A 25,951-nucleotide genomic window follows, 5' to 3' on the forward strand; every position below is an offset into this window, starting at 1 on the left:
GATATACACCTACTATCTTTCAAAGATTTAACTCAATCATAAATGATTTAAGTGTAAATGAACAATGTATCGCACTTCACTAATTTAAATACTCTATTTTAATTTCAGAAAGAACTGAACACACTGATTAAAATGTATTTTTTCACGAAAGTTATATATATCCATTCAAAAAACGTGGTATAATTATTGTGAAAAAATTCACATAGTAAATGGAGGTATTGATATGAAAGCTTATGAATACTTAAAACCTGGTCACGCACAACTTACGGATAAAGAGAAGCCAACAATTACGAGCAGTACTGACGCTATTATGCGCATAGTTAAGACGACAATTTGTGGTACAGATCTTCATATCATAAAAGGAGATACACCTGAAGTTCAATCACATACGACACTAGGTCACGAAGGTATTGGAATCATTGAAGAAATTGGTGACAACGTTAACAACTTCAAAGTTGGAGATAAAGTGATTATCTCTTGCATTTCATCATGTGGCAAATGCTACTATTGCAAAAAAGGTATCTATGCACATTGTGAAAACGGAGGAGGATGGATATTAGGACATTTAGTGAATGGTACTCAAGCAGAATATGTTAAAGTTCCTTTCGCAGATAATTCTTTATATCACGCCCCTTCAAATTTAAAAGACGACGCCCTTGTAATGTTATCAGATATACTTCCAACCGGTTATGAAATTGGTGTTTTAAAAGGTAAAGTTAAACCTGGCTGTACAGTAGCCATTGTAGGTGCTGGTCCTGTAGGTTTAGCAGCATTACTTACAGCACAATTCTATTCACCTTCAAAAATTATTATGATTGATTTAGATGATAATAGATTAGAAACCGCTAAAGAACTAGGTGCTACACATTTAATTAACTCTAAAGAAACTGAAACTGCAATAAAAAAGGTAAAATCGTTAAATCCACGTGGTGTTGATGTTGCTATTGAAGCTGTCGGAATTCCACAAACCTTTGATCTATGTCAAAATTTAATTGGTGTTGATGGTACGATTGCTAATGTTGGTGTGCATGGGTTACCTGTACAACTTGATATAGATAAATTATGGATTAAAAATATTAACGTAACTACTGGATTAGTTTCTGGAAATACAACTGAAGAATTACTTGAAGCGTTAAAAAGCAAAATAATACAACCAGAACAACTCGTGACACATTATAGTAAACTGAGTGAAATCGAAAGTGCCTATGATTTATTTAGAAATGCAACAGATCACAAAGCTATTAAATTAATCATAGAAAATGATATCACAATTTAACATGTAAAATAGACCTGATCAAAAGATACATCTACTTTTAATCAGGTCTCTATTCTTATGTTTACTATCTAAAATATAGCCATAAATAACCAACAAATACCGGTAATGTTGAAACAGAATTATTCAGCATGTGAACCATCATACTATCTTTAATATTACGTCTTCTGTTATAGGCAAGGTATAATACACAACCCATTAGAAAATAAATTGCATATGAAAATATATTTGTTGATAAATGTTGTGAACTAAAAATAATAGAAGATATAATGAATGGTAGCCAAAATCGATATTTCATAAATAATGTTTCTTTAAAAATTCCTCGAAAGAGTAATTCCTCTAAATACGGACCTATAATACATATCATTAAAACAACAGTTGCAACAATTGAAATATGTGGTAAATGGTCTTTTTGTAAAAGTAGATCTAAACTTTCATTGATTTCTTTCTCATTAGCTGTAGTATCGTTACCAGTAAATATGACCATTAATAGACTACTTAGAATACTAAAAACCATTGCTAATATCAGAAAGCCAATATTAATAAAGATATCTTTTCCCCTCATTGATTGATATTGTCTTTCATATGTATGACTCAAATAATAATTCCTAACTAACCATATGATTAATAGTGCTATACCAGTTATTAGCATACTTAATGCGATGGAAGTTAACTGACTGAATTTCACTGAAAATGGTAAAGCTATTAGTGACACGCCAATAGGTATTTGAATTAATAAAATCATTCCGATGAATATCAAAATATTAACTATTTTATTACCTTTAGGTTTTTCGCTAGCAGATTGATTTTGCTTCAAGTCATCCATGATTATCAACTTTCCTTTCACTTTAAAATGATATGTCCAATATCAACATTGCCTATAATTATCACGCTTGTCAACTTTGTAAAATTTCCCCTATTAAAACGAGCGCCAAATTAGGATAGAAATCATAGTCCCCTGTCTTCTACCCAACCCCAACCTGCTTTGTCCGTGGAATTTCTTCGGAAATTCTCTCTGTTGGGGCCCCAACCCCAACTTGCTTTGTCCATGGTATTTCTTCGGAAATTCTCTCTGTTGGGCTCATCTCATAAGAATTTGTATATACATAAAGAAAGTCTGGGACATAAAATATCATTGTCCCAGACTTGTTTGTTTTAGCCATCAAGTTATTCTTATAGACTTTATTTAATTGTCATAATCGCTTTACCAGGATCGACTTGTTTTACATCTTCAATTGTTAATGTTTTGTCTTCTTGGTTTGTTATGATTACTGGTGTAATAATACTTGGAGCATGTTCTTTTAAGTATTCTAAATCAATCTTCATTAATGGTTGACCTTGTGTTACTGGTTCATCAGTATTTACTAAACTTTCAAAACCTTCACCATTTAATTTAACTGTATCGATACCAATGTGAATTAACACTTCAACGCCACTATCAGATTCCAATCCTATCGCATGTTTTGTAGGGAAAATTGTTTTAACCGTACCATCGAATGGTGCTACAATTTCTCCTGAATCTGGTACAAATCCGATACCATCACCCATCATCTTTTCAGAGAAAACTTTATCAGGTACTTCAGATAACGGAATTATCTCGCCATGTCCAGGTGCGTAAATTTCTGTTTCTACAATATCTTCCACATGTACAGGCTCATCTGACACTTCTTCATCAATTGTTGTTTCACTTGGTTTTGTAATTTCTCCACTTATTATCTTAGCCATATCGTGTTTGATTTGGTCAGATTTAGGACCGAAAATGGCTTGCATATTGTTACCGACTTCAAGTACTCCTGAAGCGCCTAATGATTTAAGACCGGCAACATCAACTTTTGATTTTTCATTTACTTCTACTCTTAGTCGAGTAATACAAGCATCTAGATGTTTAATATTTTCTTTACCACCCATTGCTTTCAAAACATTGAATGGCAGTTGACTAGCTGATGTTGTTGTTACTGTTGATTTTTTATCTTCACGACCTGGTGTTTTATAGTTAAATTTAACAATAAGGAATCTAAATACAAAGTAGTAAATCACTGCATAAATAATACCTACTGGAATGACAAGCCACCATGCCGTTTTATTAGGTAGAATGCCTAATAAGACATAATCTATAAATCCTCCAGAGAAAGTATATCCCAAATGTACATTTAACAAGTACAGTGTCAAGAATGATAAACCATCTAATACAGCGTGAATTACGAATAAGAATGGTGCTACAAATAAGAATGAGAATTCTAATGGTTCAGTAATACCAGTTAAAAATGATGTTAATGCAGCAGAAATCATTAAACCTGCAACTACTTTCTTATTCTCAGGTTTTGCTGTTTGATAAATAGCCAATGCTGCAGCCGGTAATCCAAACATCATGACTGGGAATTCCCCTTGCATGAATTTACCAGAAGTTAAGTGAGCACCTTCACGGATTTGTTCAATAAAAATACGTTGGTCTCCTCTAATTATCTCGCCGGCAGCATTTTTCCAAGAACCAAATTCAAACCAGAATGGTGCATGGAAAATGTGATGTAAACCAAATGGTATTAATAGTCGCTTAATAAATCCAAATAAAAATACAGCTAAACCTGTATTAGAATCTAATAACCCCTCACTAAACGCATTTAAACCGTTTTGAATCGTTGGCCAAATAATTGCCATCGGAAAAGCTAAAATAAAAGATGTTGTTGCCATCATAATTGGTACAAAACGTTTACCTGCAAAGAATCCTAAATATGATGGTAAGGTAATATTATAGAATTTGTTATAACACCAAGCCGCTAGTGCACCTATAATAATACCTCCGAACACACCTGTTTGAAGTGTAGGAATCCCTAATACATTTGCGTATCCATTAGTTGGATCTGATAATTTATCTGGGGTTACATGCAGGAATGCACCCATTGTTTTATTTAAAATGATAAAACCAACAAATGCAGCAATAGCAGCTACACCATCTCCACCTGCAAGACCAATTGCTACACCTAAAGCAAAGATAATAGGTAGATTATCAAATATGATACCACCAGCACCTGTAAGCATATTAGCGATTTGTTGAACAATATCATTTTTTATAAATGGAAGATAATGTTGTAACGCTTCGCCTTGAAATGCAGTCCCAATTGCTAATAGCAACCCTGCAGCTGGTAAAATAGCAACTGGTAACATTAAAGCTTTACCGATACGTTGCATTTGACCAAATAGCTTTTTAAACATAATCAATTCATTCCTCTCTATCTTCTTATTCACGTGCCACAAAAAAAGCATGAACAAATAAGACTATCAATTTCATATCACGAAAGATAGACACTCTTATTTGCTCATGCCTGCATAACCAGTAACACGCAATGATTTTATTTACCTCTAGTATACACATTCAATAAAGCGTTTACAATAATTTTTGAAAATTTACATAAAAAAACTCGACTACTTAGAGTCGAGTTTCTACAAATTTATTATTATAAGAAACGTTTAGCTGCTACAGAGATTGGTGGGATTTGATCAAAGTCTAAGTTTTTATCTTCAGTAATTGATCTATAAGCCCATTTACTGTAACCAAATGCTTCTTCGTTTACAATTTTACCTGGTAATGGTGCAGCATTAGGATCAACATGAACGTCAACGATTGTTGGAACATCTTGAGCCATTGCCTCTTCAACGATGTCGTCAAGACGACTTACATCTCTCACAACATAGCCTTTACCACCAGCAGCTTCAGCAAATTTAGCATGATCCATATCAGAGAAATCAATGGCATACTCTAATTCACCAGCAGCTTGTTGTTCATATTTAATGAATGACAATTGTTTGTTATTTAATACAAAGATTGTCATTGGTAAGTTATATTGAACAGCTGTAGCAAAGTCTTGCATTACCATTTGGAACGCACCGTCGCCTGTGATAGCTACTGCTTGACGGTTTGGATAAGCAATTTTAGCTGCCATAGCACCTGGTAAACCACAGCCCATAGTACCTAACCAACTAGAAATAATGAATTTATTATTTACAGATAAGTTTAAGTAACGCGTAGACCATACTGTAGATGTACCAACATCTGCTGAGATAATTGCATCATCTTTTAAGTTAGCATTGATTGCTTTCATTAAACGTTCTGGACGTAATGGTGAATTGTCATTATTCAAATCTTGTTTCATCCATTTATCCCAAACTGCTTTACGTTCTAATGTCTTATCTAAGAATGGACGTTTTGCAACATGCTTAATGTTTTCAGTTAGTTGATGGAAAGCAACTTTACTATCGCCTAAAATACCTACATTAATTTTAAAGCGTGCACCAATATTTTCTTCGTTCGTATCAATTTGAATAGCTTTAATGTTTTTCTTAGGTAAATAGTTAACATACGGATAGTTTGTACCAGCCATAATTAGTAAGTCTGCATCTTGAATTGTTTGATAAGATGTTTTAGTACCAATTTTACCTAAGTTACCAATACTATAAGGATGATCATCAGGTAAAATTGTTTTTGCAGGTAATGTGTGAATAACTGGAATTTTTGCAGCTTCAATAAATTCACGTAATTCATCTTTAGCGTGTTGTGTACCTAAACCAATAAGCATTACTGGTTTTTTAGCTTTATCAATTAATTTAGCTGCTTTTTTAATACTTTTGAATTTTGGTGAAACTGGTTTTGGTTTAGTTGTATCAACTGCACGATTTGTAGTGTCTTTAATTTTTTGAGTTAATAAGTCATTCGGACAAATGATAACAGAGACACCTTTTTTCTCGTATGCCGTACGAATTGCTTCATTTGTAATTTCAAATACGTTATCACCTTTTTGAATTTGGTGGTGATATACAGCAACATCATCAACCATTTTAGAAATGTTTGTCTCTTGGAAGAATTTTGTACCTAATAATGTACTATTTGTTTGTCCAGCAATAATAAGTTGAGGTACATTATCCATTTTAGCATCGTACATACCATTTAATAAGTGTACAATACCAGGTCCCCCGATACTTAAAGCTACACCAATTTTACCTGTCATTTTTGTGTAACTTGCAGCAGCTAAACTCGCTACCTCTTCATGACGTACGTGATAGAATTTAAATTGATCTCTGACCGTACGTAAGCTATCAACAACAGCATCTACTGAGTCGCCAGGAATACCATATAAATGATCAATATTCCAAGTTTGTAATGCTTTAACTAATGCTTCATTTGCTTTAATTTGTGCCATTTTTACAAATAGCCTCCCTTTCTATTAATATGAGTAAATCTTTTTCCCTTTAGTAAAACAATAAAATCAGTACTGGTATAAGAACAGAACTAATGACTGCTGTTAAAATCATACCAATTGAACTGAACGCTCCTGATTCAATATCAAGCTCTAATGCTTTTGCGGTACCAAATGCGTGAGAAGCATTTCCATAAGTTAGTCCTCGCGCAATGGAAGATTTAAAACCTCCCATACGTAAAAGCATTGAACCTAAAATACTGCCGATTAAACCTGTAGTTATAATAAAGAGCACAGTAATTGTATCTGTTCCTCCCAACTCTTGAGAAACCTCTATACCTACTGCTGCTGTAATTGATCTAGGTAATAGGGTAACAATTGTGTCTTTAGAATAACCAAAGATTTTCAACGTTGTAAATACTAACACAAAATTGAGAACTACACCAGTCAACACGCTTGTGAAAATAATTGTTAAATATTTTTTTATTTTCTTTTTATTTTGATAAAGTGGGTATGCAAGACATACAACTGTAGCGTTTAAAACATGGTTAATCCAGGTACCACCTTTCATATACCCCTTATAACTTACTCCGCAAACCAATAAAACAATAATTATTGCAATTGATGCAATAAGAGCTGGATTTAATAGTGGATTTTTATATTTATCTTGAATCTTTTTGGAAATATAATATAAAACGATGGTTAATAAAATCATTAGAACTGCTTGTAAGTATTCATTCATGAGTGATCAGTTCCTTTACGTCTATTGTTTTTTTCTAGCATTTTTTCAGCGATATAACCTGATGAAAGTGCTACAAGGCATGTACCAAATATAATAACAATAAAGAATAATATATAATTCATCGTGATATTAGATGCAACATCCATAATTCCTACCACTGATGGGATAAAGAAGAAAACCATTGTTTTAAGTAAAAAGTCTGCTCCTACATTAATCCATGATTCAGGTATGATTTTAAATTGTAACAATAGGAAGAAAAGCATTAGCCCTACAATACTACCTGCTAGAGGTATATGAAGTAATTTTTGAACTTCAGTGCCTATAAAAGTAATAAGCATGATAAGGGCAAGTTGAAGTATTAACTTAATGACAAATTTTGCTTTTTCCATCAACAACACCCCTTTCTAAAAATGTGTCCAAATTGTTACTGTGTTTTTTAGTGACATTTTCCATTATAGTGTTTACTATTATATATTAAAAATATTTATTCATGATATTTTATATTCCTTAAATCTATGAAAACGCTAGCAAATTAATAGTGCTACAAAATTAATAATTGATAATAAAAAACGTAAGGCAGAATTAATCTATAATTCAAAACCCTACGTTTTCGTTGTAATATGACTTTGTGAAAATAAATCATTTCACATCTTTAACAACTTCGCTCTTTTATTAAATGCGTTGTTTATTATTATATTTATATTATTCTTCAGATAATCTTTCTTTCAAAAATTCTATCCATTTATTTGTCGCATGACTTAAACGTTTATCTTTTTTCCAAACGACACCAAGCTCCCAAGTTGTATGTGCATTTTCCAAACGTACAATTTTGACGTCATCATTAAGTAATTGTGCTATAGTGGCTGGCAATATGGAAATACCTAATTGATTAATGACAAGATTCTCAATCACATTCCATTGTGAGATTTGTGAGGCCATGTTCGGCACGAATCCTGCATTCTTCGCATTTTCAATAATTTTATCGTTGAGATAGAAATCTTCATTAAATAAAATGAAGTTCTCATCAGCTAATTCTTCCATTTTAATAGAAGATTTTTGTGCTAAAGGATGTTCTTTATTTAAAACTACAGTCAGTTCTTCTTTGTTTAAAGATATACATTCAAATTTGTGATGATCTACTGGCAATGTTGTCACACCAATATCCACTTCATCATTAAGTATAAGGTTTTCAGTCGTCTTACCACCACTTTCGATTAAGTTGTAGGTGATATTCGGATAAAGTTGATGAAAGTCTCCTAATACGCCAATAAATTTACGCATGCTCATCACTGCAGACATACTAATAGTGATGTGACCTGTTTCTAAACCATACAAACTATTAATTTCAGTGGGCAAATTATCATATAGTGCGATGATTTCTTGACATTTCTTGAAAAAAATTTTACCTGCATCAGTAAGTACTAAACTTCTTTTACTCCGGTCAAATAAAGGGACAGCCATCTCTGCTTCTATATCCTTAATTGCTTTACTGATAGTTGGTTGCGCAATATACAAAGATTTTGAAGCGTTTGTCATACCACCTTGTTTGACAACTTCAACAAAGTATTTCATGTGTTTTATATCCATGCATATCCCCCTAGTTTTTATATGATTCAATAGTAAGTTTAATTATACAATAAAATTGACCTTTCTTGCGATTAATAAATTTAAAAACTATAATTCAAAACATTTTATTTTGTTTTTCAAGTATTTTAAAAAACGAAAATATGTTACAATGAGAGTCGGCTCATATAATATATTATGAGGTGAGATATTGAGCTTTTACGAATTTATGCAAAATTTCCTTGGTGATGACACGCCATTAGGTGAATTGGTTGATTGGATTAATCAAGATATCAATTTCCCTAAAGACGTGAAGAGCCAAAACGAAATCTTGACATATTTTCGAAATCATCCATGTCCGGAAAACATACCAGTGGCGAGTATCAAACGGGCACTAGCTGTTTTCAACCAATTCACTAAAGTATAAATTGATGTTATGACATGACTTTAACATTAACGCATACTTATATACATGGAGTTAATCATCTCGTACCTGAGTGAGATTACATTTAATATAAATGTAGTCTCTCTCTTTTTTTACTCAAACCATTATTACGATAAAAATATGTATATTTCATTAATGTTACATTTACTTTGATAATTCGTTTCTTATATTGTATAGCGCATTTTCAAATATTATTATTATTACTGTCTTTAAATAAAAACATTTTTTGGGAGAAAGAAATGAAATTTAAAAAATTATTATCACGTATTATTATCGCTACCATGATTACGTTTACTGGAACACTCTCATATCAAGCTATTGAACAAACGCATATTTCACATGCTGCTTCACATAATTATTATGGTAAAAAACAATGCACTTGGTGGGCATTTAAACGTCGTGCTCAATTAGGCAAACCTGTATCAAATCGATGGGGTAATGCTAAGAATTGGTATAGCAATGCACGTCGATCTGGTTATGCAACTGGACATAAGCCTCGCAAATACGCTGTTATGCAATCAACAAGAGGCTATTATGGGCACGTAGCAGTAGTTGAAAAAGTATATAAGAACGGAAAAATCAAAATTTCTGAATATAATTATAATGTGCCATTAGGCTACGGCACACGCATTATTAGTAAATCGTCTGCACGAAACTATAATTATATTTATTAAACAAATCAAACAAACCGTCAAATAAGTATATCCTTAAAGCTATATATCAAGATATACCCGTTTGACGGCTTTTTAATTATGATTCTCTTATATTCATCAAGATTTCTTGAGCTTTAGCAGTATTAGCTTGTGATTCATATTTGAGCGCTTCAGCTACTTGCGCAATTTCTTCACCTTTTGCACCTACAACAATCGCTAATGATTTATATTGTAAACTCATATGTCCTTGTTGTATCCCCTCAGACACTAGCGCTCTACATGCGGAGAAATTTTGTGCTAATCCAACAGCAGCAACAACTTGCCCTAGTTCCTGTGCATTTTCAACATTGAGCAAATCTAAAGAGGCTTTAGCAATAGGTAAAACTTTCGTACCTCCACCTACTGTAGCTAAAGTCATAGGAACTTCAATAGTTCCAACCAATTTATTACGTGAGCGATCATATTCCCAAGTAGCTATCCCTCTATAATGACCATCTTTGCTTGCATATGCATGAGCACTTGCCTCAACGCCTCTTGTATCATTGCCTGTAGCCAATACTACAGCATGTATACCATTCATCACACCTTTGTTATGTGTTGCAGCACGATGTATATCTACTTGTGCAAGAACCGACGCTCGTTCCATACGTTGCGCTACCACTTCGCCACTTCTCTCTCCTCTATGTAAATCTTCAATATCTATTTCTCCTTGTACTTTTACTACTGATGCTGTCGCATGATTAGATAAAATGCTCATTAAAACATTTTGATTTGAAAATTTAACTTTAAGATGTGCAGTGATTGCTTCTAATATCGTATTTAACATATTGGCACCCATAGCATCTTTAGTATCAACAAAAACCTTTAAAGATAATAATTGTTGATCAGGAAATGTATCTATTTCAATACGTTGATATCCTCCACCTCTTGCTTTAATAGAAGGGTAAGCCTCATCAGCAATTTGATGAATTTGTGATTCAATTTGATATATTGAGTTAGCTAATGAGCCTGTGTCATCTACATCATCAAAGACAATTTGTCCAATCATTAGACGTTCACTTGAAATCGTCTTAAATCCTCCACTTTGATTAACGAGTTTTGCACCATAACTTGCTGCTGCTACGACTGACGGTTCCTCTACCATCATAGGTACTACATATTCTTTACCATCAACTATAATTTGAGGTAATAATCCTACTGGTAGTGCACCTTGACCAATGACATTTTCAATTAAACTGTTAGCGACTTCCTCATTAATTAACGGATAATTAAGTAATATTTCATAGTTTTCATCCTCTAGCCAACCGTATTCAACAAGTTCTTTTAATTTATCTTTTCGTGTTAAATGTCTAAATCCTTTATCTAAACTTTTCATTCATATACTCCTTTAAAATATCTTTATATTAATGTAGTGATGTAATCATTTATACTTCTCTTTAAATATCAACTGCCAACATTGTCTTGCACAAAAATAATTCTAAACTTTTTACAATTGTTGTAAAGCGCTTACAAATTTATTATATATTCCTGGTCATGTCTGTTATATTTCATTGTATAAAAAGAATTTTCTTTGGTATGATACTAGTGCTACTTCTAAAAAAAGAAAGGATGTCACACCTTATGAATATAGGTATAGATAAAATAAGTTTTTATGTACCCAAATATTATGTAGACATGGCTAAACTTGCAGAAGCGCGCCAAGTCGATCCTAATAAATTTTTAATTGGAATCGGTCAAACTGAAATGGCTGTGAGCCCAGTGAACCAAGATATCGTATCTATGGGAGCCAATGCTGCTAAAGATATTATAACAGAAGAAGATAGAAAGAATATTGGTATGGTTATAGTAGCAACTGAGTCTGCGATTGATAACGCTAAAGCAGCAGCCGTTCAAATTCACCATCTTTTAGGTATTCAACCCTTTGCAAGATGCTTTGAAATGAAAGAGGCTTGTTATGCAGCAACACCTGCAATCCAACTTGCCAAAGATTATCTAGCTCAACGCCCTAACGAAAAGGTTCTTGTCATTGCCAGTGATACAGCTCGTTATGGTATTCGTTCTGGTGGTGAGCCTACTCAAGGTGCCGGTGCAGTTGCAATGATGATTTCACATAACCCAAGTATTTTAAAACTTAATGATGATGCCGTAGCATATACTGAAGACGTTTATGATTTCTGGCGTCCAACGGGTCATCAATATCCCTTAGTTGCTGGTGCATTGTCGAAAGATGCCTATATCAAGTCATTCCAAGAAAGTTGGAATGAATATGCACGCCGCCATAATAAAACACTCGCTGATTTCGCTTCACTATGTTTCCATGTACCATTCACCAAAATGGGACAAAAAGCTTTAGATTCTATTATTAATCATGCCGATGAAACTACACAAGAACGCCTTAACTCTAGTTACCAAAATGCAGTTGATTATAATCGTTATGTCGGTAATATTTACACAGGGTCCTTATATTTAAGTCTCATCTCTTTATTAGAAACACGTGATTTAAAAGGCGGACAAACGATTGGTCTCTTTAGTTATGGTTCTGGTTCTGTAGGCGAGTTCTTTAGTGGAACATTAGTAGATGGGTTCAAGGAACAATTAGATGTTGAGCGCCACAAATCTTTATTAAATAATAGAATAGAGGTTTCTGTTGATGAATATGAACATTTCTTTGAGCGCTTCGATCACTTAGAATTGAATCATGAACTTGAAAAATCAAATGAAGATCGTGACATTTTCTATTTAAAATCTATTGATAACAATATTCGCGAATACCATATAGCAGAATAATCTAAACTCAATTCTTTTGCTCTTTTAATTTTTTAATATGAAATAATCAAACTTGCTGTTCATATTTACCCCTAAAAACAACGTCATATAGCTGTTTTTAGGGGCTTTTTTAATCCCACGATAATACAATTTCATCTAGTATAGACCTCTACTATTTATATACTCTTTATCTACTATTCATAGATAAAAAACGAACCCTATCCATAGATCAACATTAACAAATAACTAAAGCAATTCTATATAATGACGTATCTCAAGGTTTCGTTGTTTTTTTTAGGTCTATATAAATGTGTCATATCTATTTCTTCCAATTTTAATAATTTTATTTTGTTATCTAAAGTACCTCCATATCCTGTTAAATTTCCATCCTTACCAACCACTCGATGACATGGTATAAGTATAGAAATAGGATTACTCCCAACAGCACCTCCTACAGCCTGAGCTGACATTGCTGGTTTATTCATTGCTCGACCTATTGTTTTAGCAATCTCTCCATATGTTTTAAGTTCTCTATAACGAATTGTCTGAAGTTCATTCCATACCTTCTGTTGAAAATCAGTGCCTTTTGGTGCTAACGGTACTTTTATCTCAGGATAATTCCCTTTAAAATACTCTCTTAACCATGCTTTAGTATCTTTAAAAATATCTAAAGTATCCTTTGTTTTAATTCCTTTCAAATGTTGATTGGGATATAAGACATGTGACAACGAGATGCCATCGTTTGTAATTAATTGCAATAAGCCGACGGGCGAGTCATACATAGACTGATACATATTTCACCAACTCCTTAAGTGTGTATATCATTCTAGTCATATCCTTATAAACTAACGCATTCTATCCTGAACATCATTTTATAATATAGATAATTGCTATATTTATGAAATTGGATAAACACTTGAATAAAATATGATACACCAACAACGATAACTAAAATTGAAAAATGTCATTATCTTTATATTAAGTCAATTATTGACAGTCCATACTTTAAGAAAGTCTGGAACTTTGTTTTACGTTCCAGACTCGTCAAGATTTAGAATTTAAAGTCCAAATCAACCTTTTGATTAGATGTCATTGTATTTATTGAAAATTATAAAGTTCATACCCCTTATTTTTTGCATATTCTAATGCTAGAATTTCTAAAACATTAATGAACGCAGGTTCGTCTTTTACTTTTATATATTGGAAAGTGAAGCCGTAATTATCTGCAGTAATGTCTTTTAAATGGTTTTGATTTAAGTCTTTATTTTGAGCAAAAGCTTTTCTAAATTTAGTCGTACCTGTTTCTGAATGTGAATTGTATTGTCCTAATTTTGTATACAAATCACTATTAATAGGTTGATGTGTGGATGAGTATCCTCCAGTTTGACCTACAAACACTGGTTTTTCCTCATCGAAAATCACATAGACACCAAACTTATCCTTAACTTTTTCTCTATCCTCTGGTGTAAACGCCAATGCCTTTTTATGATCATACTTAAATAATTTTTTTAGTTTCTTATGATTATCTTCTAGTAATTCATTTAATTTTTTGCTACCCTTCATACATTTATTCCTCCCAATTAGTAATTGACTTATATACATACATTTTACATGTAGTATATCACTTTTTAAAACTTTTAATCATTATTGTACGGAGGTAACATGTCAAAATTTTATCAATACAAATAACCTCTTTCATTCGTAAATACATTTCCGAATGAAAGAGGTTTGTTATTGTAATTATCTATGACTTAATATGTGGAATATTTAATTTATTTTTATGAGGTGAAGGATTCGTATCGCATTTGCAATTAGATTTACACCCACCACAATCACCTTCTTTTGAACGTTTAAAGAATTTTACTAATGTCATTGCTGTATAACCAAAAATCGCTATGAACAATATTGTATTGACTAAAATAAACATGACGAATTCATCCTTTATATAAGTAATTGACTAACTTGATAAAATATGAACGTTAATATATATGCTGTTACTATTGGATAAACAACCGCTAATAATGTCCATTTCCAAGAACTTGTCTCTTTACGAATCGTTGCGACTGTTGAGATACAAGGAACGTAAAGTAAAATAAAAATCATGAATGCATAAGCTGAGAGTGGGGTGAATTGATGTTGAATGACTTGTGTTAAACCACTTTCGCTAGAGGAGTATAAAATAGCCATAGAACTGATAATCACTTCTTTAGCAAGAAAGCCGGGTATTAAAGTCGCTCCTGCCTGCCAAGAGCCAAATCCTAAAGGTGCAATTAAATTCGCAAACCCTTGACCAATCATGTGCATAAAACTTTGATTAATTGGCACATTAACACCGTGCGGACCGATGTATGTAAGTGTCCAAATAACGACTGAACCACCAAAAATAAAGGTACCTGCTTTTTTGACAAAACCTTTTGCTTTTTCCCAAGTACTGCGCCAAAGTGTTTTAAATGATGGAAAACGGTATGTCGGTAACTCCACAATAAAAACAGACTGATTATCTTTTAATATCAATTTATTCAATAACGTACTTACTAGTAAAGCGACAACTATACCTAAAATATATAAGCTTAATACAACTAGTGATTGATGTGCTGAAAAAAATGCTCCTACAAAAAGTGCATAAACCGGTAAACGTGCTGAACATGACATGAAGGGTGCAACCAATATTGTAATCAAACGTTCTTTCTCATTCTCTATACTTCTTGCTGCCATAATACTTGGTACATTGCATCCAAATCCAATAATCATAGGAATAAATGATTTTCCACTTAAACCTATAGATTCCATTGTTTTATCCATTAATACAGCTATTCTTGCCATATAACCTGAATCTTCTAATAAAGAAATAAAGAAAAATAACACAACAATTTGTGGTACAAATACCAATACAGAACCCACACCAGCGATAATTCCATCTGTAATAAGATCTTGAAGAAACGACGTAATATGTAATGTATTCATAACAGATTTAATCCATTCTGATAAAGGACCACTTATAAAAGCGTCTAATTGATCAGATAATGGTGTTCCTATCCATGTAAAGGTTGTTTGAAAAATAAGCCACATAATGCCTAAAAATATAGGTATACCTAGATATCTATTTAATAATAATCGATCCACTTTTGAAGTAAAGAATTGTTTATCCTCTTCGGGATATTCTACGATATCTTCCAATAGCTGATTAATGTAATCATTTCGCACAGCTTCAATTCTTTGTCGTGTTGATTGTTCTGTCGCGTTACTCAACCCTCGCTTAATGGGCTCTAACTGTTCTAAAGTCATGGCGTCGAGTTCTTGATAAATTTGAACATTGTCTATTAAATACTGTATGGCTATAAAACGTAAACGTTCAGTTGGATACATATTATCTTGTTTGATAATTGAACAAATTTGTTGAATTGCAGTTTCAATTTCAGTTCCATAATTAATCTTAAATGCACGACGTTGATGTGGTTCTAAATAATTAAGCTCTCCTAAAAGATTATGTGTCCCCTTTGCCTTTCTTGCAACAATTGGAAATACCGGTATTTTTAATTTTCTCATCAATGCCTGATAGTTAATTTTAATACCTCTTTGTGTTGCAACATCTATCATATTTAAACCAATAATCATAGGTTTGTTGAGTTCCATCAACTGTATAGTAAGATTAAGATTTCTTTTAAGCTGACATGCGTCAATAATGTTAATCATTCCTGTGAACGATGTTGACATTAAATAATCTGTGACAACCGTCTCATCTTTAGAAATAGGTGATAAATCATAAATGCCTGGTAAATCAACTAAATCACCTACATTATCTTTCAATTTTCCTACTTTCTTTTCAACGGTTACGCCACTCCAGTTACCTATATATTCATAAGAACCGGTTAACGCATTAAATAATGATGTTTTGCCTACATTAGGGTTTCCAAGAATACAGTAGCTTTGAGTCATTATAACTACTCCTCTAATGTTATGAGTCGCGCATCACGTTGTCGTAAACTTAAATATTGACCATTTACTTCAACAACGCTAGGACCGTTGAGTAAACATTTCTGTTTGATGCTAATTTCACTTCCAATATTTAAGCCTAATGCTCCTAAGCGATACAACATATTTTTATTTGAAATCCCTATATGTTTCACTCTATATTTTTTATTTTTTACCCCATTGTTTACACTAATCATATTGTTCACACTTTCTAATTAATAATCATTATCATTATCATTTAACAACAGAATATGCTTTAAACTACTTTTTTACAATAACCAATTAACAGAATGTGTGTCTTTTTTGTGAACAATACATTATTTTAAACGTTTATTCATATAGTTAGTATTGATGAAAATATTATTTTTAATATATGACTAAACATTCTTCTATCAATTGCAATAATTATTTCCTTTCTAAACTAAAAAGTCGTTGTAAAGTGGTTATAAGTCATCTTCCCTCATTCACGCACATTACAACGACATATTATATATATAAATTAAAACATTTCGGAAACAACTTTTTGTTCTAAGAAATTAAGCAAGTAATCTGGACTTCCTGTTTTAGCATCTGTACCAGACATCTTGAATCCTCCAAATGGATGATAACCCACTACTGCAGCTGTACAGCCTCTATTCAAGTAAAGGTTACCTACATCAAATTCATTCACAGCCTTAATCCAATGTTCACGACGATTAGTAATTACGGCGCCTGTCAAACCATAGTCAGTATCATTTGCTACTTCGATAGCCTCATCAAAATCCTTGACCTTAACAAATCCTACGACTGGTCCAAAAATTTCTTCTTGCATAATACGATCCGCAGATTGTAGTCCGGAGAAAATTGTTGGTTCAACGAAATAACCGGTAGAATCATCTGTTCCGCCGCCAGTCTCTAGTTTGCCTTCTTTTTTACCAATTTCAATATAATTTTTAATTTTATCAAATTGTTTTTGATTAATTACCGGCCCCATAAATGTGTTCTGTTCAGTATTACCTAAAGTTAATTTTTGAGTTAATTGAATTGCTTTTTCCAATATTTCATCATGCACGTCTTGATGGACTATGGCACGAGAACACGCAGAGCATTTTTGACCAGAGAAACCAAAAGCAGATGTAACAATTGCTTCAGCTGCTAAATCAGTATCTACATTATTATCTACAACTATCGCATCTTTGCCACCCATCTCTGCAATAACACGTTTTAAAAACTGTTGTCCTTCTTGCACTACAGCACTACGTTCATAAATACGTGTGCCTGTAGCCCGGGATCCTGTAAATGTGACAAAATGTGTCTCTTTATGGTCGACTAAATAATCTCCAATTTCTTTTGGATCACCAGGAACAAAATTTACAACACCTTGTGGTAAACCTGCTTCTTCTAATATCTCCATTAATTTATAAGCAGTCAAAACTGTATCCTCAGCAGGCTTTAATAATACAGTGTTACCTGCAACAACAGGAGCTAAAGTTGTCCCAGCCATAATTGCAAATGGAAAATTCCATGGTGGAATTGTCACTCCTGTACCAATAGGCTTATAAAAATAACGATTATGTTCACCCTCTCTGTCTAATACTGGTTTACCATCTGCAAGTTCCATCATTGATCTTGCATAATATTCTATAAAATCGATACCCTCAGCCGCATCTCCAACTGCTTCATCCCAAGGCTTGCCAGCTTCATAAACCATAATAGCGGAAATTTCTTCTTTTCGACGACGGATAATTGCTGCTACACGTAACAATAATTCTGCACGGTCCTTATGCGACCACTTCTTCCATGATTGATACGCATGATTTGCTGATTCGAAGGCTTTTTCAACATCATCTTGCGTTGCTTTAGACACTTTCGCAATGAGCTGTGATGTATTCGCAGGATTCACTGAATTAAAAGTATCGGTTTTAGTAAGTTTTTCACCGTTAATCACAAGTGGTATATCTTGTCCTAGTTGCGCTTTTACTTTCCTTAATTCTTCATTAAAACGCTCAACATTTGCCTGTACTGAAAAGTCAATACCAGGTTCATTTTTGAAAGGTACTACCATTATTAATTACCCCCTATGAATTTATCATTTCTACCATCCTTTGTGCATAAAGGTATGACTAGTCATCTTCTTTTATTTTAAAGACTTTTCTTCGCCATAACCTTTGTCTTATTTTACTATGTAAGCTCACATATTTGCAAACGCTTTCATTTTAAAATGAGTGACTTTTCAAACCGTAAAATTTTCGTTTTCTATAAATAAATTTACAGTTTTAAACATTACCTATGTTTAGACATCTCATTTAACTTATACTTTTCATGGAAGATTTTTTTAAAATTAATCGCTACATGGACTTATTCTTATGTTCACTTTCAATACACATAAACATTTATTCGATTATTGTATAGACATCTAATAGAATCAAGTCTATCAAAATGATATTCTTTTCACCCATCTCCTCGTCATATTACATCTATAAAGTCGTTTAATTTCAACTAATCTTCTCTTAAAGATTTAGCACTACTTAGAATGCCAAACATCAGTTCCAAGTAGTGCTATTAATTTTGTTAAGATGTGATAAAATCGCCACCATTGACATGAATGACTTGACCAGTAATATAGGAACTATCTGCATGTGTTGCTAAGAAGACATAAGAAGGTGCAAGTTCTGCTGGTTGTCCACGACGGCCCATCGGCGTTTCGCCACCTTGATGTTCTACTTTCTCTTCATCAAATGTCGCAGGAATTAAAGGTGAATAGATTGGGCCGGGCGCAACGGCGTTAACCCGAATTCCCTTTTCCATTAAAGTAGTAGCAAGAGAACGAGTAAACGATACTATGGCACCTTTTGTAGCTGAATAATCAATGAGATGTCCCGATCCTCTATATGCTGTAACACTTGTAGTGTTAATAATTGTGTCTCCTTCAGATAGGTAAGGTACTGCTGCCTGGGATAAAAACATCATGCCAAAAATATTCGTCATAAAACTTTCTTTCACTTGTTGTGGAGTGATATCTTCAAAATGATCGCGTGGAAATTGTACGCCACCATTATTTACTAATATATTTAAACCACCGAAGTCATTTATGACGTCTTTGATTAACTTTTGAGATTGCTTTTCATCTTTTAAGTCATGGGCATAAGCTTTAGCTTTTACACCAATTTCTTGAAGTCGATTAACTGTGTCTTCGGCATCTTGATGTTCGTCATAATAACCAATAGCAACATTTGCCCCTTCTTTAGCATATAGTATTGCTACCGCACGTCCAATACCTGAATCTCCACCTGTTATTAGAGCAACTTTATTCTCTAACTTTCCTGCTGCTTTATATTCTTCTAATTCTGCAATGGGTTTAGGTTCCATATCCGCTTCAATACCTGGTTGTCTATTTTGAGTATATCCTTTGATTTTGTTGTGAAATTTTAATAAATCCACTTCTCATCACCTCAATTTATGTTTTACATTTAAATTCCCATAAGGTTTTATCATCAAACACGTACAGCAATTATATTAGAAAATCTAATATGCTATTGCTTAATCAAACTAAGGAATGAGTCAATATCCATTCTATAGACGCATGTTTATCATCATAAAAAAATGTACACTCATATATAATTCAATAAAGGAGTTGTATCCTATGAGAAAAATACTTAAGGGAATTATATTATCATTAATAATCATCGGCTTAATCAAAACGTTCAATGAATACGATGTTATACATTGTGCAAATCATTATTTCGAACAAATCAAAAGTGGAAAAATGATTGAAGATATCAAAATTGACCATTTCAATAATTATCATAATATTAATTTTGAAAACCTAAATCCTTCTGACTTTTTCTAACACTTATGCAATACTAATTGAGAAAAAGATAAAAACATGATGTTATGCATTGTTTCCTATTAATAAATTAAACGATGTATTTTGTTATTTTTATCCATTAATTATTTATACCTATATAGATTTATTGATTAATTTTTCTTAAAGGTAACACATAATACTATCCCATAATATATAAGAGCTAAGCAGTTGACTTGTATACCTATAGGGGGTATATTAGATGTGAAATGGAGGCATTTAGATGGCGAATACAACGTTGACTTTGGATATTATTGGTATGACATGTGCTGCGTGCTCAAATCGCATTGAAAAGAAATTGAATCGTATGAATCATGTTCAAGCTAAAGTGAATCTGACTACTGAGAAAGCAACTATCGACTATGAGTCTGACGATTATCATCTCGAAGATTTTGTAGAGCAAATTCAAAGTCTCGGCTATGATGTTGCTGTTGAGCAAGTAGAATTAAATATAAATGGTATGACATGTGCTGCATGTTCTAATCGTATAGAAAAGGTTCTGAATCAAACGCAAGGTGTACAACAGGCAACAGTAAATTTAACTACCGAACAAGCACACATCAAATATTACCCTAGTGCTACGAACACGGAAGCATTAATTAAACGTATTCAAAATATTGGATACGATGCTGAAACTAAAACTTCATCAAAAGCGCAATCAAATCGTAAAAAACAAGAGTTAAAACATAAACGCAATAAATTAATCATTTCAGCTATTTTATCATTGCCACTATTACTAGTAATGGTGGTGCATATCTCACCTATTTCCATTCCATCCATTTTGGTCAATCCTTGGGTACAATTAATTCTTTCGACACCTGTCCAATTTATTATTGGTTGGCAATTTTACGTTGGCGCGTATAAAAATTTACGAAATGGTTCAGCTAACATGGATGTATTGGTTGCTGTTGGTACCAGTGCCGCATATTTTTATAGCATTTACGAAATGATGATGTGGCTCACACATCAAACACATCACCCACATTTGTATTTTGAAACAAGTGCTATTTTAATTACGTTAATTCTTCTTGGTAAATATTTAGAAGCACGTGCCAAATCACAGACTACCAATGCATTAAGCGAATTGTTAAATTTACAAGCAAAAGAAGCACGTGTAATTAAAGAAAATAAAGAAATTATGCTTCCACTTGATAAAGTTAAAGTCGGAGATACTTTACTAATTAAACCCGGCGAAAAGATACCTGTAGATGGCAAAGTCACTAAAGGAGATACTTCCATAGACGAATCCATGCTAACTGGTGAGTCTATACCTGTTGAAAAAAGTAGTGGCGATTCAGTGATTGGATCTACCATGAATAAAAATGGTTCAATCATGATTGAAGCAACTCAAGTAGGTGGTGATACTGCATTATCACATATAATTAAAGTGGTTGAGGATGCTCAAAGTTCTAAAGCACCGATTCAACGCTTAGCTGATATTATTTCTGGATATTTTGTTCCGATTGTGGTTAGCATTGCGATTATTACTTTTATCATATGGATTATATTCGTTCACCCTGGACAATTTGAACCTGCACTTGTTTCAGCAATATCTGTTTTAGTTATTGCTTGTCCCTGTGCACTTGGTTTAGCAACACCTACATCTATTATGGTGGGTACGGGACGTGCTGCAGAAAATGGCATATTATTCAAAGGAGGCCAATTTGTAGAACGCGCACATTATGTTGATACAATCGTGCTAGATAAAACAGGTACAATTACTAATGGGCAACCTGTAGTAACTGATTATGTTGGTGACAATGATACATTACAACTTTTAGCAAGTGCTGAAAATACTTCAGAACATCCTCTTGCTGATGCCATTGTTACTTATGCTAAAGATAAAGGTCTTAATTTACTTGATAATGACTCTTTTAAATCAGTTCCCGGACATGGCATTAAAGCTACGATTCATCAACAACAAATCCTCGTGGGCAATCGAAAATTAATGAATGATTACAATATATCTATTAGTAATAAATTAAATGAGCAATTAAATCACTATGAATATTTAGGTCAAACGGCAATGATGATTGCCGTGGATAATCAAATTAATGGAATCATTGCTATAGCTGATACAGTAAAAAATGATGCTAAACAAGCTATAAAAGAGCTTAGAAATATGAATATCGACGTGGTTATGCTGACTGGTGATAACAATCGAACAGCTCAAACCATCGCAAAACAAGTTGGCATTGAACATGTCATTGCAGAAGTATTGCCCGAAGAAAAGGCACATCAAATCTCTTTATTACAAGACAAAGGTAAACAGGTTGCCATGGTCGGCGATGGAATTAATGATGCGCCTGCACTTGTAAAAGCCGATATTGGAATGGCTATAGGCACTGGAGCTGAGGTAGCGATTGAAGCTGCAGATATTACGATTCTTGGTGGTGACTTGCTATTAGTTCCAAAAGCTATCAAAGCAAGTAAAGCTACGATTAAAAATATTCGACAAAATTTATTTTGGGCATTTGGATATAACGTAGCTGGCATCCCAATAGCTGCTTGTGGTTTATTAGCACCTTGGATTGCTGGTGCTGCTATGGCATTAAGTTCTGTTAGCGTAGTTACGAATGCCTTAAGACTGAAAAAAATGAAACTATAGTATATATATAATGATGATAAATATCTTACAAAATGATTTACTTTCTAAACAATTTATACAGAAAGCTTTAAAAATTTACATTTGAGCTTTATGATAGTATGTAATATGTGGAGTAAAAAGGAGTGATAATGATGACACAAAAAATCATAAAAGTTGAAGGTATGAGTTGCGAACATTGTAGAAACGCCGTAGAATCGGCACTAGCTAAACTAAATGGCGTATCAAGTGCTGAAGTAAATTTAGATGAAAATCATGTACGCGTTGAGTATAATGATTCAAAAGTTACATTTGACAATATGAAAGAAGCAATTGAAGAACAAGGTTATGATGTTAAATAATCGCTAATGTTAAAAAGCATAAAGGGAATGCTTCTCGCTACCCTTTATGCTTTTTAATTTACTCTTAACTGTGTCGTGCCAGTATTTAATACTTCCATTGTTGCATCTAAAGCATCAAAAATCAGATGTTTAATTGCCGCTTCAGTATAAAATGCTATGTGAGGTGTAACAATAATATCTTCTCTAGTAATTAATTCCTCTAAAAGTGGGTCATTCAAACCGTCTTCACTTCTATCTGTCGTATATACGCCAACCTCATATTCATAAGTATCAAGTGCCGCACCTTTAATTTGACCTTGATTTATTGCAGATAACAAAGCCTTGGTATCTACTAAGGATCCTCTAGCACAATTTACAAACACAGCACCCTTTTTAAACATTTGAAACATATTTTCATTAAACAGGTAGTTGTTATACTGTGTTGACGGCATATGTATTGTGACGATATCTGCATCTTGAATAGCCTCATTTATACTTTGTTTATAGGTAACGTAAGGTTTCACATGTTCACTTGGAAATGGATCATACGCTACAACGTCACATAGATATCCTTCTGAGAATATTTGTGCAACAATGCCACCAATATGTCCCGTGCCAATAACCGCTACCTTTAAATCTTTGATAGATTGAGATAAAATTGATGCCTCCCATCTAAAATCATGCAATCTCATTTTTCTTTGAACATGATTAAAGTGACGTACAATATTGATGGCTTGAGTCACGGTAAATTCAGCAATGCTTCGAGGTGAATAGGAAGGCACATTAGATATAATAAGACCATATTTAGATGCTAACTCTAAATCATAACCATCAAATCCAGCACTTCGTTGAGCAATCTGCCGAATTCCAAGTTGATTTAATTTATTATAAATTGTTTCTGATAATGGTAATGTTTGAGACAGTGATAGTCCATCAAATCCTTCAATAGATTGGACATTGTCTTCAGTTAACTGTTCTTTCGACATCTCTACCTCCACTTCATGTTGTTGTGACCACAGTTCAATGTAAGGTTCATCTTCTTCTCTGACACCCATTAATTTAATTTTAGTCATTTTATAACTCCTTTATCTTTCATACAAATACCGTAACTGTGCTAAGCGATTCGCCGCTTCTTCTAATTGTTTATCATCGAGCGCTAATGAAACCCTCACATATTGATTACCATTTTCACCAAATGGTTTACCAGGTGCAACTAAAATTGACTTTTCTTTTAATAACAACTGTTCGAATGCTTCACTATCATAACCCGGAGGTGTATGTAACCAAATGTAAATACCTCCCTTAGAGTGAACAAACGGTAAATGTGCACGTTGTAGTTGTGATTCAAAATTATCACGTCTACGTCTAAATATTTCATTTTGCTTTTCTAAAAATTCATCATAATGATTGAGTGCGTATGTAGCAGCATCTTGAAGCGCTCCAAACATACCTGCATTTGTATGAGTTTGATACTTCTTTAACGCTTGAATCATTTTTTTATTCCCAACAGCAAAACCAACACGAAAGCCTGACATATTATATCCTTTAGATAAAGAGAATATCTCGATAGCAACATCTTTTGCATTATTAGAAGCTAATATGCTTGGATTTTTGGCGTCAAATCCAAAAGCACTATATGCAAAGTCATGAACTATCTTTGTTTGAGTACCTTTAAAGCGATGAATTGCTTCATCAAAAACATCTTGTGTGGCTGTCGAACCGGTAGGATTATTAGGATATGTTAAATAAATTAGCTTAGTCTTCTCAAGAACTTTAGCACTTATAGTATTCCAATTCGGCAAATAATTTGGTGGCGACAATTTTAAAGGGAGTGGCTTAGCATCAGCTAACATGACCCCCGCTAAATAATCTGTATATCCCGGATCTGGTAAAAGTACGATTTCACCAGGATTAACAACACAAGTAGGTAATGCGACAAGACCATTTTTAGTCCCATATAAAATACAAACTTCATCTTCTTTGTCTAATTCAACATCGTAATGTCTTTGATAGAAGTTAACAATAGCTTGTTTAAAGGTATCTTTGCCATGAAATGGACCATACTTTTGGTTTTCTGGAATACATAGCGCCTCTGAAAAATGATTGATAATACCTTTTGGCGTTTCTCCATCTGGAATTCCAACTGCCATATTTATAAGTGGTAAAGGACCATGTTCAACTTTTTGGCCCATTGTTTTGCCAAAGTAACTATCAGGAATTGAAGCTAGCCTTTCTGACATTTCCATGCTATGCCTCCTCATTAAAATAATCTAATTAGTAAGTACTTTATATTATAACAATAGTTAGAATTTTCTGAAATAAAAAAGAGCTATATCTCGTAAACTACTGAAGCATCCTGAAAAAGCACTAGTGAACCATATCAAAAAATGATCGGTTGTCCAAACAGCTTAATTTTGCGTTCCATTTTTTGAAAATTCCGTCATTCGGTACACAGCAATGTTAAAACTTTGTGATACTAAACTTATTAGAAACTAAAAAAGCATTAAACAACATCATACAATGTTAGTTTAATGCTTTAAATATCAGTATATGATTAGTGAATATAATTATATGAAGCA

23 protein-coding genes are annotated in these 25,951 nt (G+C 33.2%); 7 read left to right on the top strand and 16 right to left on the bottom strand.

Features of this window, described 5'->3' with window-relative positions:
• Positions 1–223: 223 nt before the first annotated feature.
• A complete protein-coding gene (locus tag HMPREF2663_RS02700) occupies positions 224–1,276 on the top strand; it encodes a zinc-dependent alcohol dehydrogenase family protein (protein WP_070845737.1) in 1,053 nt (350 codons plus the stop codon).
• A 64-nt stretch (positions 1,277–1,340) separates the two neighbouring features.
• On the opposite strand, the gene HMPREF2663_RS02705 is transcribed toward HMPREF2663_RS02700, so the two are convergent.
• The 6 genes from HMPREF2663_RS02705 to HMPREF2663_RS02735 all read right to left on the bottom strand — a co-directional run bounded on the left by HMPREF2663_RS02705 (position 1,341) and on the right by HMPREF2663_RS02735 (position 8,791).
• A complete protein-coding gene (locus HMPREF2663_RS02705) occupies positions 1,341–2,108 on the bottom strand; it encodes a CPBP family intramembrane glutamic endopeptidase (RefSeq protein WP_083319963.1) in 768 nt (255 codons plus the stop codon).
• A gap of 347 nt (positions 2,109–2,455) precedes the next feature.
• Positions 2,456–4,483: a glucose-specific PTS transporter subunit IIBC gene (gene ptsG / locus HMPREF2663_RS02715; RefSeq protein ID WP_070845741.1), complete on the bottom strand. Its 2,028-nt coding sequence runs from the start codon at positions 4,481–4,483 to the stop codon at positions 2,456–2,458.
• A gap of 242 nt (positions 4,484–4,725) precedes the next feature.
• The gene (locus HMPREF2663_RS02720; RefSeq protein WP_002447089.1) at positions 4,726–6,465 is read right to left on the bottom strand and encodes a pyruvate oxidase; all 1,740 of its coding nucleotides are present in this window, start codon (positions 6,463–6,465) and stop codon (positions 4,726–4,728) included.
• Positions 6,466–6,514: 49 nt separating this feature from the next.
• The gene (locus HMPREF2663_RS02725) at positions 6,515–7,204 is read right to left on the bottom strand and encodes an LrgB family protein (protein ID WP_002447088.1); all 690 of its coding nucleotides are present in this window, start codon (positions 7,202–7,204) and stop codon (positions 6,515–6,517) included.
• A complete protein-coding gene (locus HMPREF2663_RS02730) occupies positions 7,201–7,593 on the bottom strand; it encodes a CidA/LrgA family protein (RefSeq protein ID WP_070845743.1) in 393 nt (130 codons plus the stop codon). Before HMPREF2663_RS02730 ends, HMPREF2663_RS02725 begins: the two co-directional genes overlap by 4 nt.
• Positions 7,594–7,906: 313 nt before the next feature.
• Positions 7,907–8,791 carry a cidABC operon transcriptional activator CidR gene (locus tag HMPREF2663_RS02735; RefSeq protein WP_002458227.1) on the bottom strand — a complete coding sequence of 295 codons (885 nt, stop codon included), beginning with the start codon at positions 8,789–8,791 and terminating at the stop codon, positions 7,907–7,909.
• Between the two features lie 187 nt (positions 8,792–8,978).
• Here HMPREF2663_RS02735 and HMPREF2663_RS02740 point away from each other — a divergent pair, with 187 nt between their 5' ends.
• Complete coding sequence (locus HMPREF2663_RS02740) at positions 8,979–9,194, top strand: sterile alpha motif-like domain-containing protein (RefSeq protein ID WP_002447085.1); 216 nt, start codon at positions 8,979–8,981, stop codon at positions 9,192–9,194.
• 257 nt (positions 9,195–9,451) lie between these two features.
• Complete coding sequence (locus HMPREF2663_RS02745; RefSeq protein WP_001832340.1) at positions 9,452–9,886, top strand: CHAP domain-containing protein; 435 nt, start codon at positions 9,452–9,454, stop codon at positions 9,884–9,886.
• Between the two features lie 76 nt (positions 9,887–9,962).
• Here HMPREF2663_RS02745 and HMPREF2663_RS02750 read toward each other — a convergent pair whose 3' ends face one another.
• Entirely contained in the window at positions 9,963–11,240 is a 1,278-nt protein-coding gene (locus HMPREF2663_RS02750) for a hydroxymethylglutaryl-CoA reductase, degradative (protein WP_001832354.1), read from the bottom strand.
• Positions 11,241–11,485: 245 nt separating this feature from the next.
• Between HMPREF2663_RS02750 and HMPREF2663_RS02755 the strand changes: the two genes are divergently transcribed.
• Positions 11,486–12,652, top strand: coding sequence for a hydroxymethylglutaryl-CoA synthase (locus HMPREF2663_RS02755; protein WP_001832323.1), 1,167 nt, complete (start codon positions 11,486–11,488; stop codon positions 12,650–12,652).
• Between the two features lie 236 nt (positions 12,653–12,888).
• On the opposite strand, the gene HMPREF2663_RS02760 is transcribed toward HMPREF2663_RS02755, so the two are convergent.
• From HMPREF2663_RS02760 to HMPREF2663_RS02790, 7 genes are all read right to left on the bottom strand, one after another.
• A complete protein-coding gene (locus tag HMPREF2663_RS02760) occupies positions 12,889–13,425 on the bottom strand; it encodes a methylated-DNA--[protein]-cysteine S-methyltransferase (protein ID WP_070845745.1) in 537 nt (178 codons plus the stop codon).
• A gap of 304 nt (positions 13,426–13,729) precedes the next feature.
• Positions 13,730–14,194, bottom strand: coding sequence for a hypothetical protein (locus tag HMPREF2663_RS02765; protein ID WP_002475791.1), 465 nt, complete (start codon positions 14,192–14,194; stop codon positions 13,730–13,732).
• Positions 14,195–14,375: 181 nt separating this feature from the next.
• Positions 14,376–14,558, bottom strand: a complete 183-nt coding sequence (locus tag HMPREF2663_RS02770; RefSeq protein WP_002447079.1) for a FeoB-associated Cys-rich membrane protein — start codon at positions 14,556–14,558, stop codon at positions 14,376–14,378.
• A 14-nt stretch (positions 14,559–14,572) separates the two neighbouring features.
• Positions 14,573–16,567, bottom strand: coding sequence for a ferrous iron transport protein B (gene feoB / locus HMPREF2663_RS02775; protein ID WP_002475792.1), 1,995 nt, complete (start codon positions 16,565–16,567; stop codon positions 14,573–14,575).
• Positions 16,568–16,572: 5 nt separating this feature from the next.
• Complete coding sequence (locus HMPREF2663_RS02780) at positions 16,573–16,800, bottom strand: FeoA family protein (protein WP_002447077.1); 228 nt, start codon at positions 16,798–16,800, stop codon at positions 16,573–16,575.
• Positions 16,801–17,102: 302 nt separating this feature from the next.
• Positions 17,103–18,647 carry an L-glutamate gamma-semialdehyde dehydrogenase gene (gene pruA, locus HMPREF2663_RS02785; protein WP_002475786.1) on the bottom strand — a complete coding sequence of 515 codons (1,545 nt, stop codon included), beginning with the start codon at positions 18,645–18,647 and terminating at the stop codon, positions 17,103–17,105.
• 506 nt (positions 18,648–19,153) lie between these two features.
• Complete coding sequence (locus HMPREF2663_RS02790; protein ID WP_002447075.1) at positions 19,154–20,023, bottom strand: SDR family oxidoreductase; 870 nt, start codon at positions 20,021–20,023, stop codon at positions 19,154–19,156.
• 202 nt (positions 20,024–20,225) lie between these two features.
• Here HMPREF2663_RS02790 and HMPREF2663_RS02795 point away from each other — a divergent pair, with 202 nt between their 5' ends.
• The 3 genes from HMPREF2663_RS02795 (at position 20,226) to copZ (ending at position 23,393) form a co-directional block, all read left to right on the top strand.
• Positions 20,226–20,432: a hypothetical protein gene (locus HMPREF2663_RS02795; protein WP_002447074.1), complete on the top strand. Its 207-nt coding sequence runs from the start codon at positions 20,226–20,228 to the stop codon at positions 20,430–20,432.
• A gap of 238 nt (positions 20,433–20,670) precedes the next feature.
• Positions 20,671–23,055 (top strand): heavy metal translocating P-type ATPase, encoded by a 2,385-nt coding sequence (locus HMPREF2663_RS02800; RefSeq protein WP_070845746.1) that lies wholly within the window; start codon positions 20,671–20,673, stop codon positions 23,053–23,055.
• A gap of 131 nt (positions 23,056–23,186) precedes the next feature.
• On the top strand, positions 23,187–23,393 hold the full coding sequence (copZ, locus tag HMPREF2663_RS02805) for a copper chaperone CopZ (protein WP_002476992.1): 207 nt from the start codon (positions 23,187–23,189) through the stop codon (positions 23,391–23,393).
• A 53-nt stretch (positions 23,394–23,446) separates the two neighbouring features.
• Here the strand turns inward: copZ and HMPREF2663_RS02810 are convergent, their stop codons facing one another.
• Positions 23,447–24,445, bottom strand: a complete 999-nt coding sequence (locus HMPREF2663_RS02810; protein WP_070593155.1) for a D-lactate dehydrogenase — start codon at positions 24,443–24,445, stop codon at positions 23,447–23,449.
• A gap of 12 nt (positions 24,446–24,457) precedes the next feature.
• The gene (locus HMPREF2663_RS02815; protein WP_002490660.1) at positions 24,458–25,618 is read right to left on the bottom strand and encodes an aminotransferase class I/II-fold pyridoxal phosphate-dependent enzyme; all 1,161 of its coding nucleotides are present in this window, start codon (positions 25,616–25,618) and stop codon (positions 24,458–24,460) included.
• Positions 25,619–25,951: the final 333 nt, after the last annotated feature.

The sequence above is a fragment of the Staphylococcus sp. HMSC077D08 genome (assembly GCF_001837945.1).
Taxonomy (GTDB): Bacteria; Bacillota; Bacilli; order Staphylococcales; family Staphylococcaceae; genus Staphylococcus; species Staphylococcus epidermidis.

What these genes read in the sequence shown, in the direction of transcription:
- HMPREF2663_RS02735 (WP_002458227.1), bottom strand. Translation starts at nt 8,791, where the DNA reads ATGGATATAAAACACATGAAATACTTTGTTGAAGTTGTCAAACAAGGT.
- copZ (WP_002476992.1), top strand. Translation starts at nt 23,187, where the DNA reads ATGACACAAAAAATCATAAAAGTTGAAGGTATGAGTTGCGAACATTGT.
- HMPREF2663_RS02700 (WP_070845737.1), top strand. Translation starts at nt 224, where the DNA reads ATGAAAGCTTATGAATACTTAAAACCTGGTCACGCACAACTTACGGAT.
- pruA (WP_002475786.1), bottom strand. Translation starts at nt 18,647, where the DNA reads ATGGTAGTACCTTTCAAAAATGAACCTGGTATTGACTTTTCAGTACAG.
- HMPREF2663_RS02730 (WP_070845743.1), bottom strand. Translation starts at nt 7,593, where the DNA reads ATGGAAAAAGCAAAATTTGTCATTAAGTTAATACTTCAACTTGCCCTT.
- feoB (WP_002475792.1), bottom strand. Translation starts at nt 16,567, where the DNA reads ATGACTCAAAGCTACTGTATTCTTGGAAACCCTAATGTAGGCAAAACA.
- HMPREF2663_RS02795 (WP_002447074.1), top strand. Translation starts at nt 20,226, where the DNA reads ATGAGAAAAATACTTAAGGGAATTATATTATCATTAATAATCATCGGC.
- HMPREF2663_RS02810 (WP_070593155.1), bottom strand. Translation starts at nt 24,445, where the DNA reads ATGACTAAAATTAAATTAATGGGTGTCAGAGAAGAAGATGAACCTTAC.
- ptsG (WP_070845741.1), bottom strand. Translation starts at nt 4,483, where the DNA reads ATGTTTAAAAAGCTATTTGGTCAAATGCAACGTATCGGTAAAGCTTTA.
- HMPREF2663_RS02745 (WP_001832340.1), top strand. Translation starts at nt 9,452, where the DNA reads ATGAAATTTAAAAAATTATTATCACGTATTATTATCGCTACCATGATT.
- HMPREF2663_RS02725 (WP_002447088.1), bottom strand. Translation starts at nt 7,204, where the DNA reads ATGAATGAATACTTACAAGCAGTTCTAATGATTTTATTAACCATCGTT.
- HMPREF2663_RS02765 (WP_002475791.1), bottom strand. Translation starts at nt 14,194, where the DNA reads ATGAAGGGTAGCAAAAAATTAAATGAATTACTAGAAGATAATCATAAG.
- HMPREF2663_RS02760 (WP_070845745.1), bottom strand. Translation starts at nt 13,425, where the DNA reads ATGTATCAGTCTATGTATGACTCGCCCGTCGGCTTATTGCAATTAATT.
- HMPREF2663_RS02770 (WP_002447079.1), bottom strand. Translation starts at nt 14,558, where the DNA reads ATGTTTATTTTAGTCAATACAATATTGTTCATAGCGATTTTTGGTTAT.
- HMPREF2663_RS02720 (WP_002447089.1), bottom strand. Translation starts at nt 6,465, where the DNA reads ATGGCACAAATTAAAGCAAATGAAGCATTAGTTAAAGCATTACAAACT.
- HMPREF2663_RS02750 (WP_001832354.1), bottom strand. Translation starts at nt 11,240, where the DNA reads ATGAAAAGTTTAGATAAAGGATTTAGACATTTAACACGAAAAGATAAA.
- HMPREF2663_RS02780 (WP_002447077.1), bottom strand. Translation starts at nt 16,800, where the DNA reads ATGATTAGTGTAAACAATGGGGTAAAAAATAAAAAATATAGAGTGAAA.
- HMPREF2663_RS02755 (WP_001832323.1), top strand. Translation starts at nt 11,486, where the DNA reads ATGAATATAGGTATAGATAAAATAAGTTTTTATGTACCCAAATATTAT.
- HMPREF2663_RS02815 (WP_002490660.1), bottom strand. Translation starts at nt 25,618, where the DNA reads ATGGAAATGTCAGAAAGGCTAGCTTCAATTCCTGATAGTTACTTTGGC.
- HMPREF2663_RS02800 (WP_070845746.1), top strand. Translation starts at nt 20,671, where the DNA reads ATGGCGAATACAACGTTGACTTTGGATATTATTGGTATGACATGTGCT.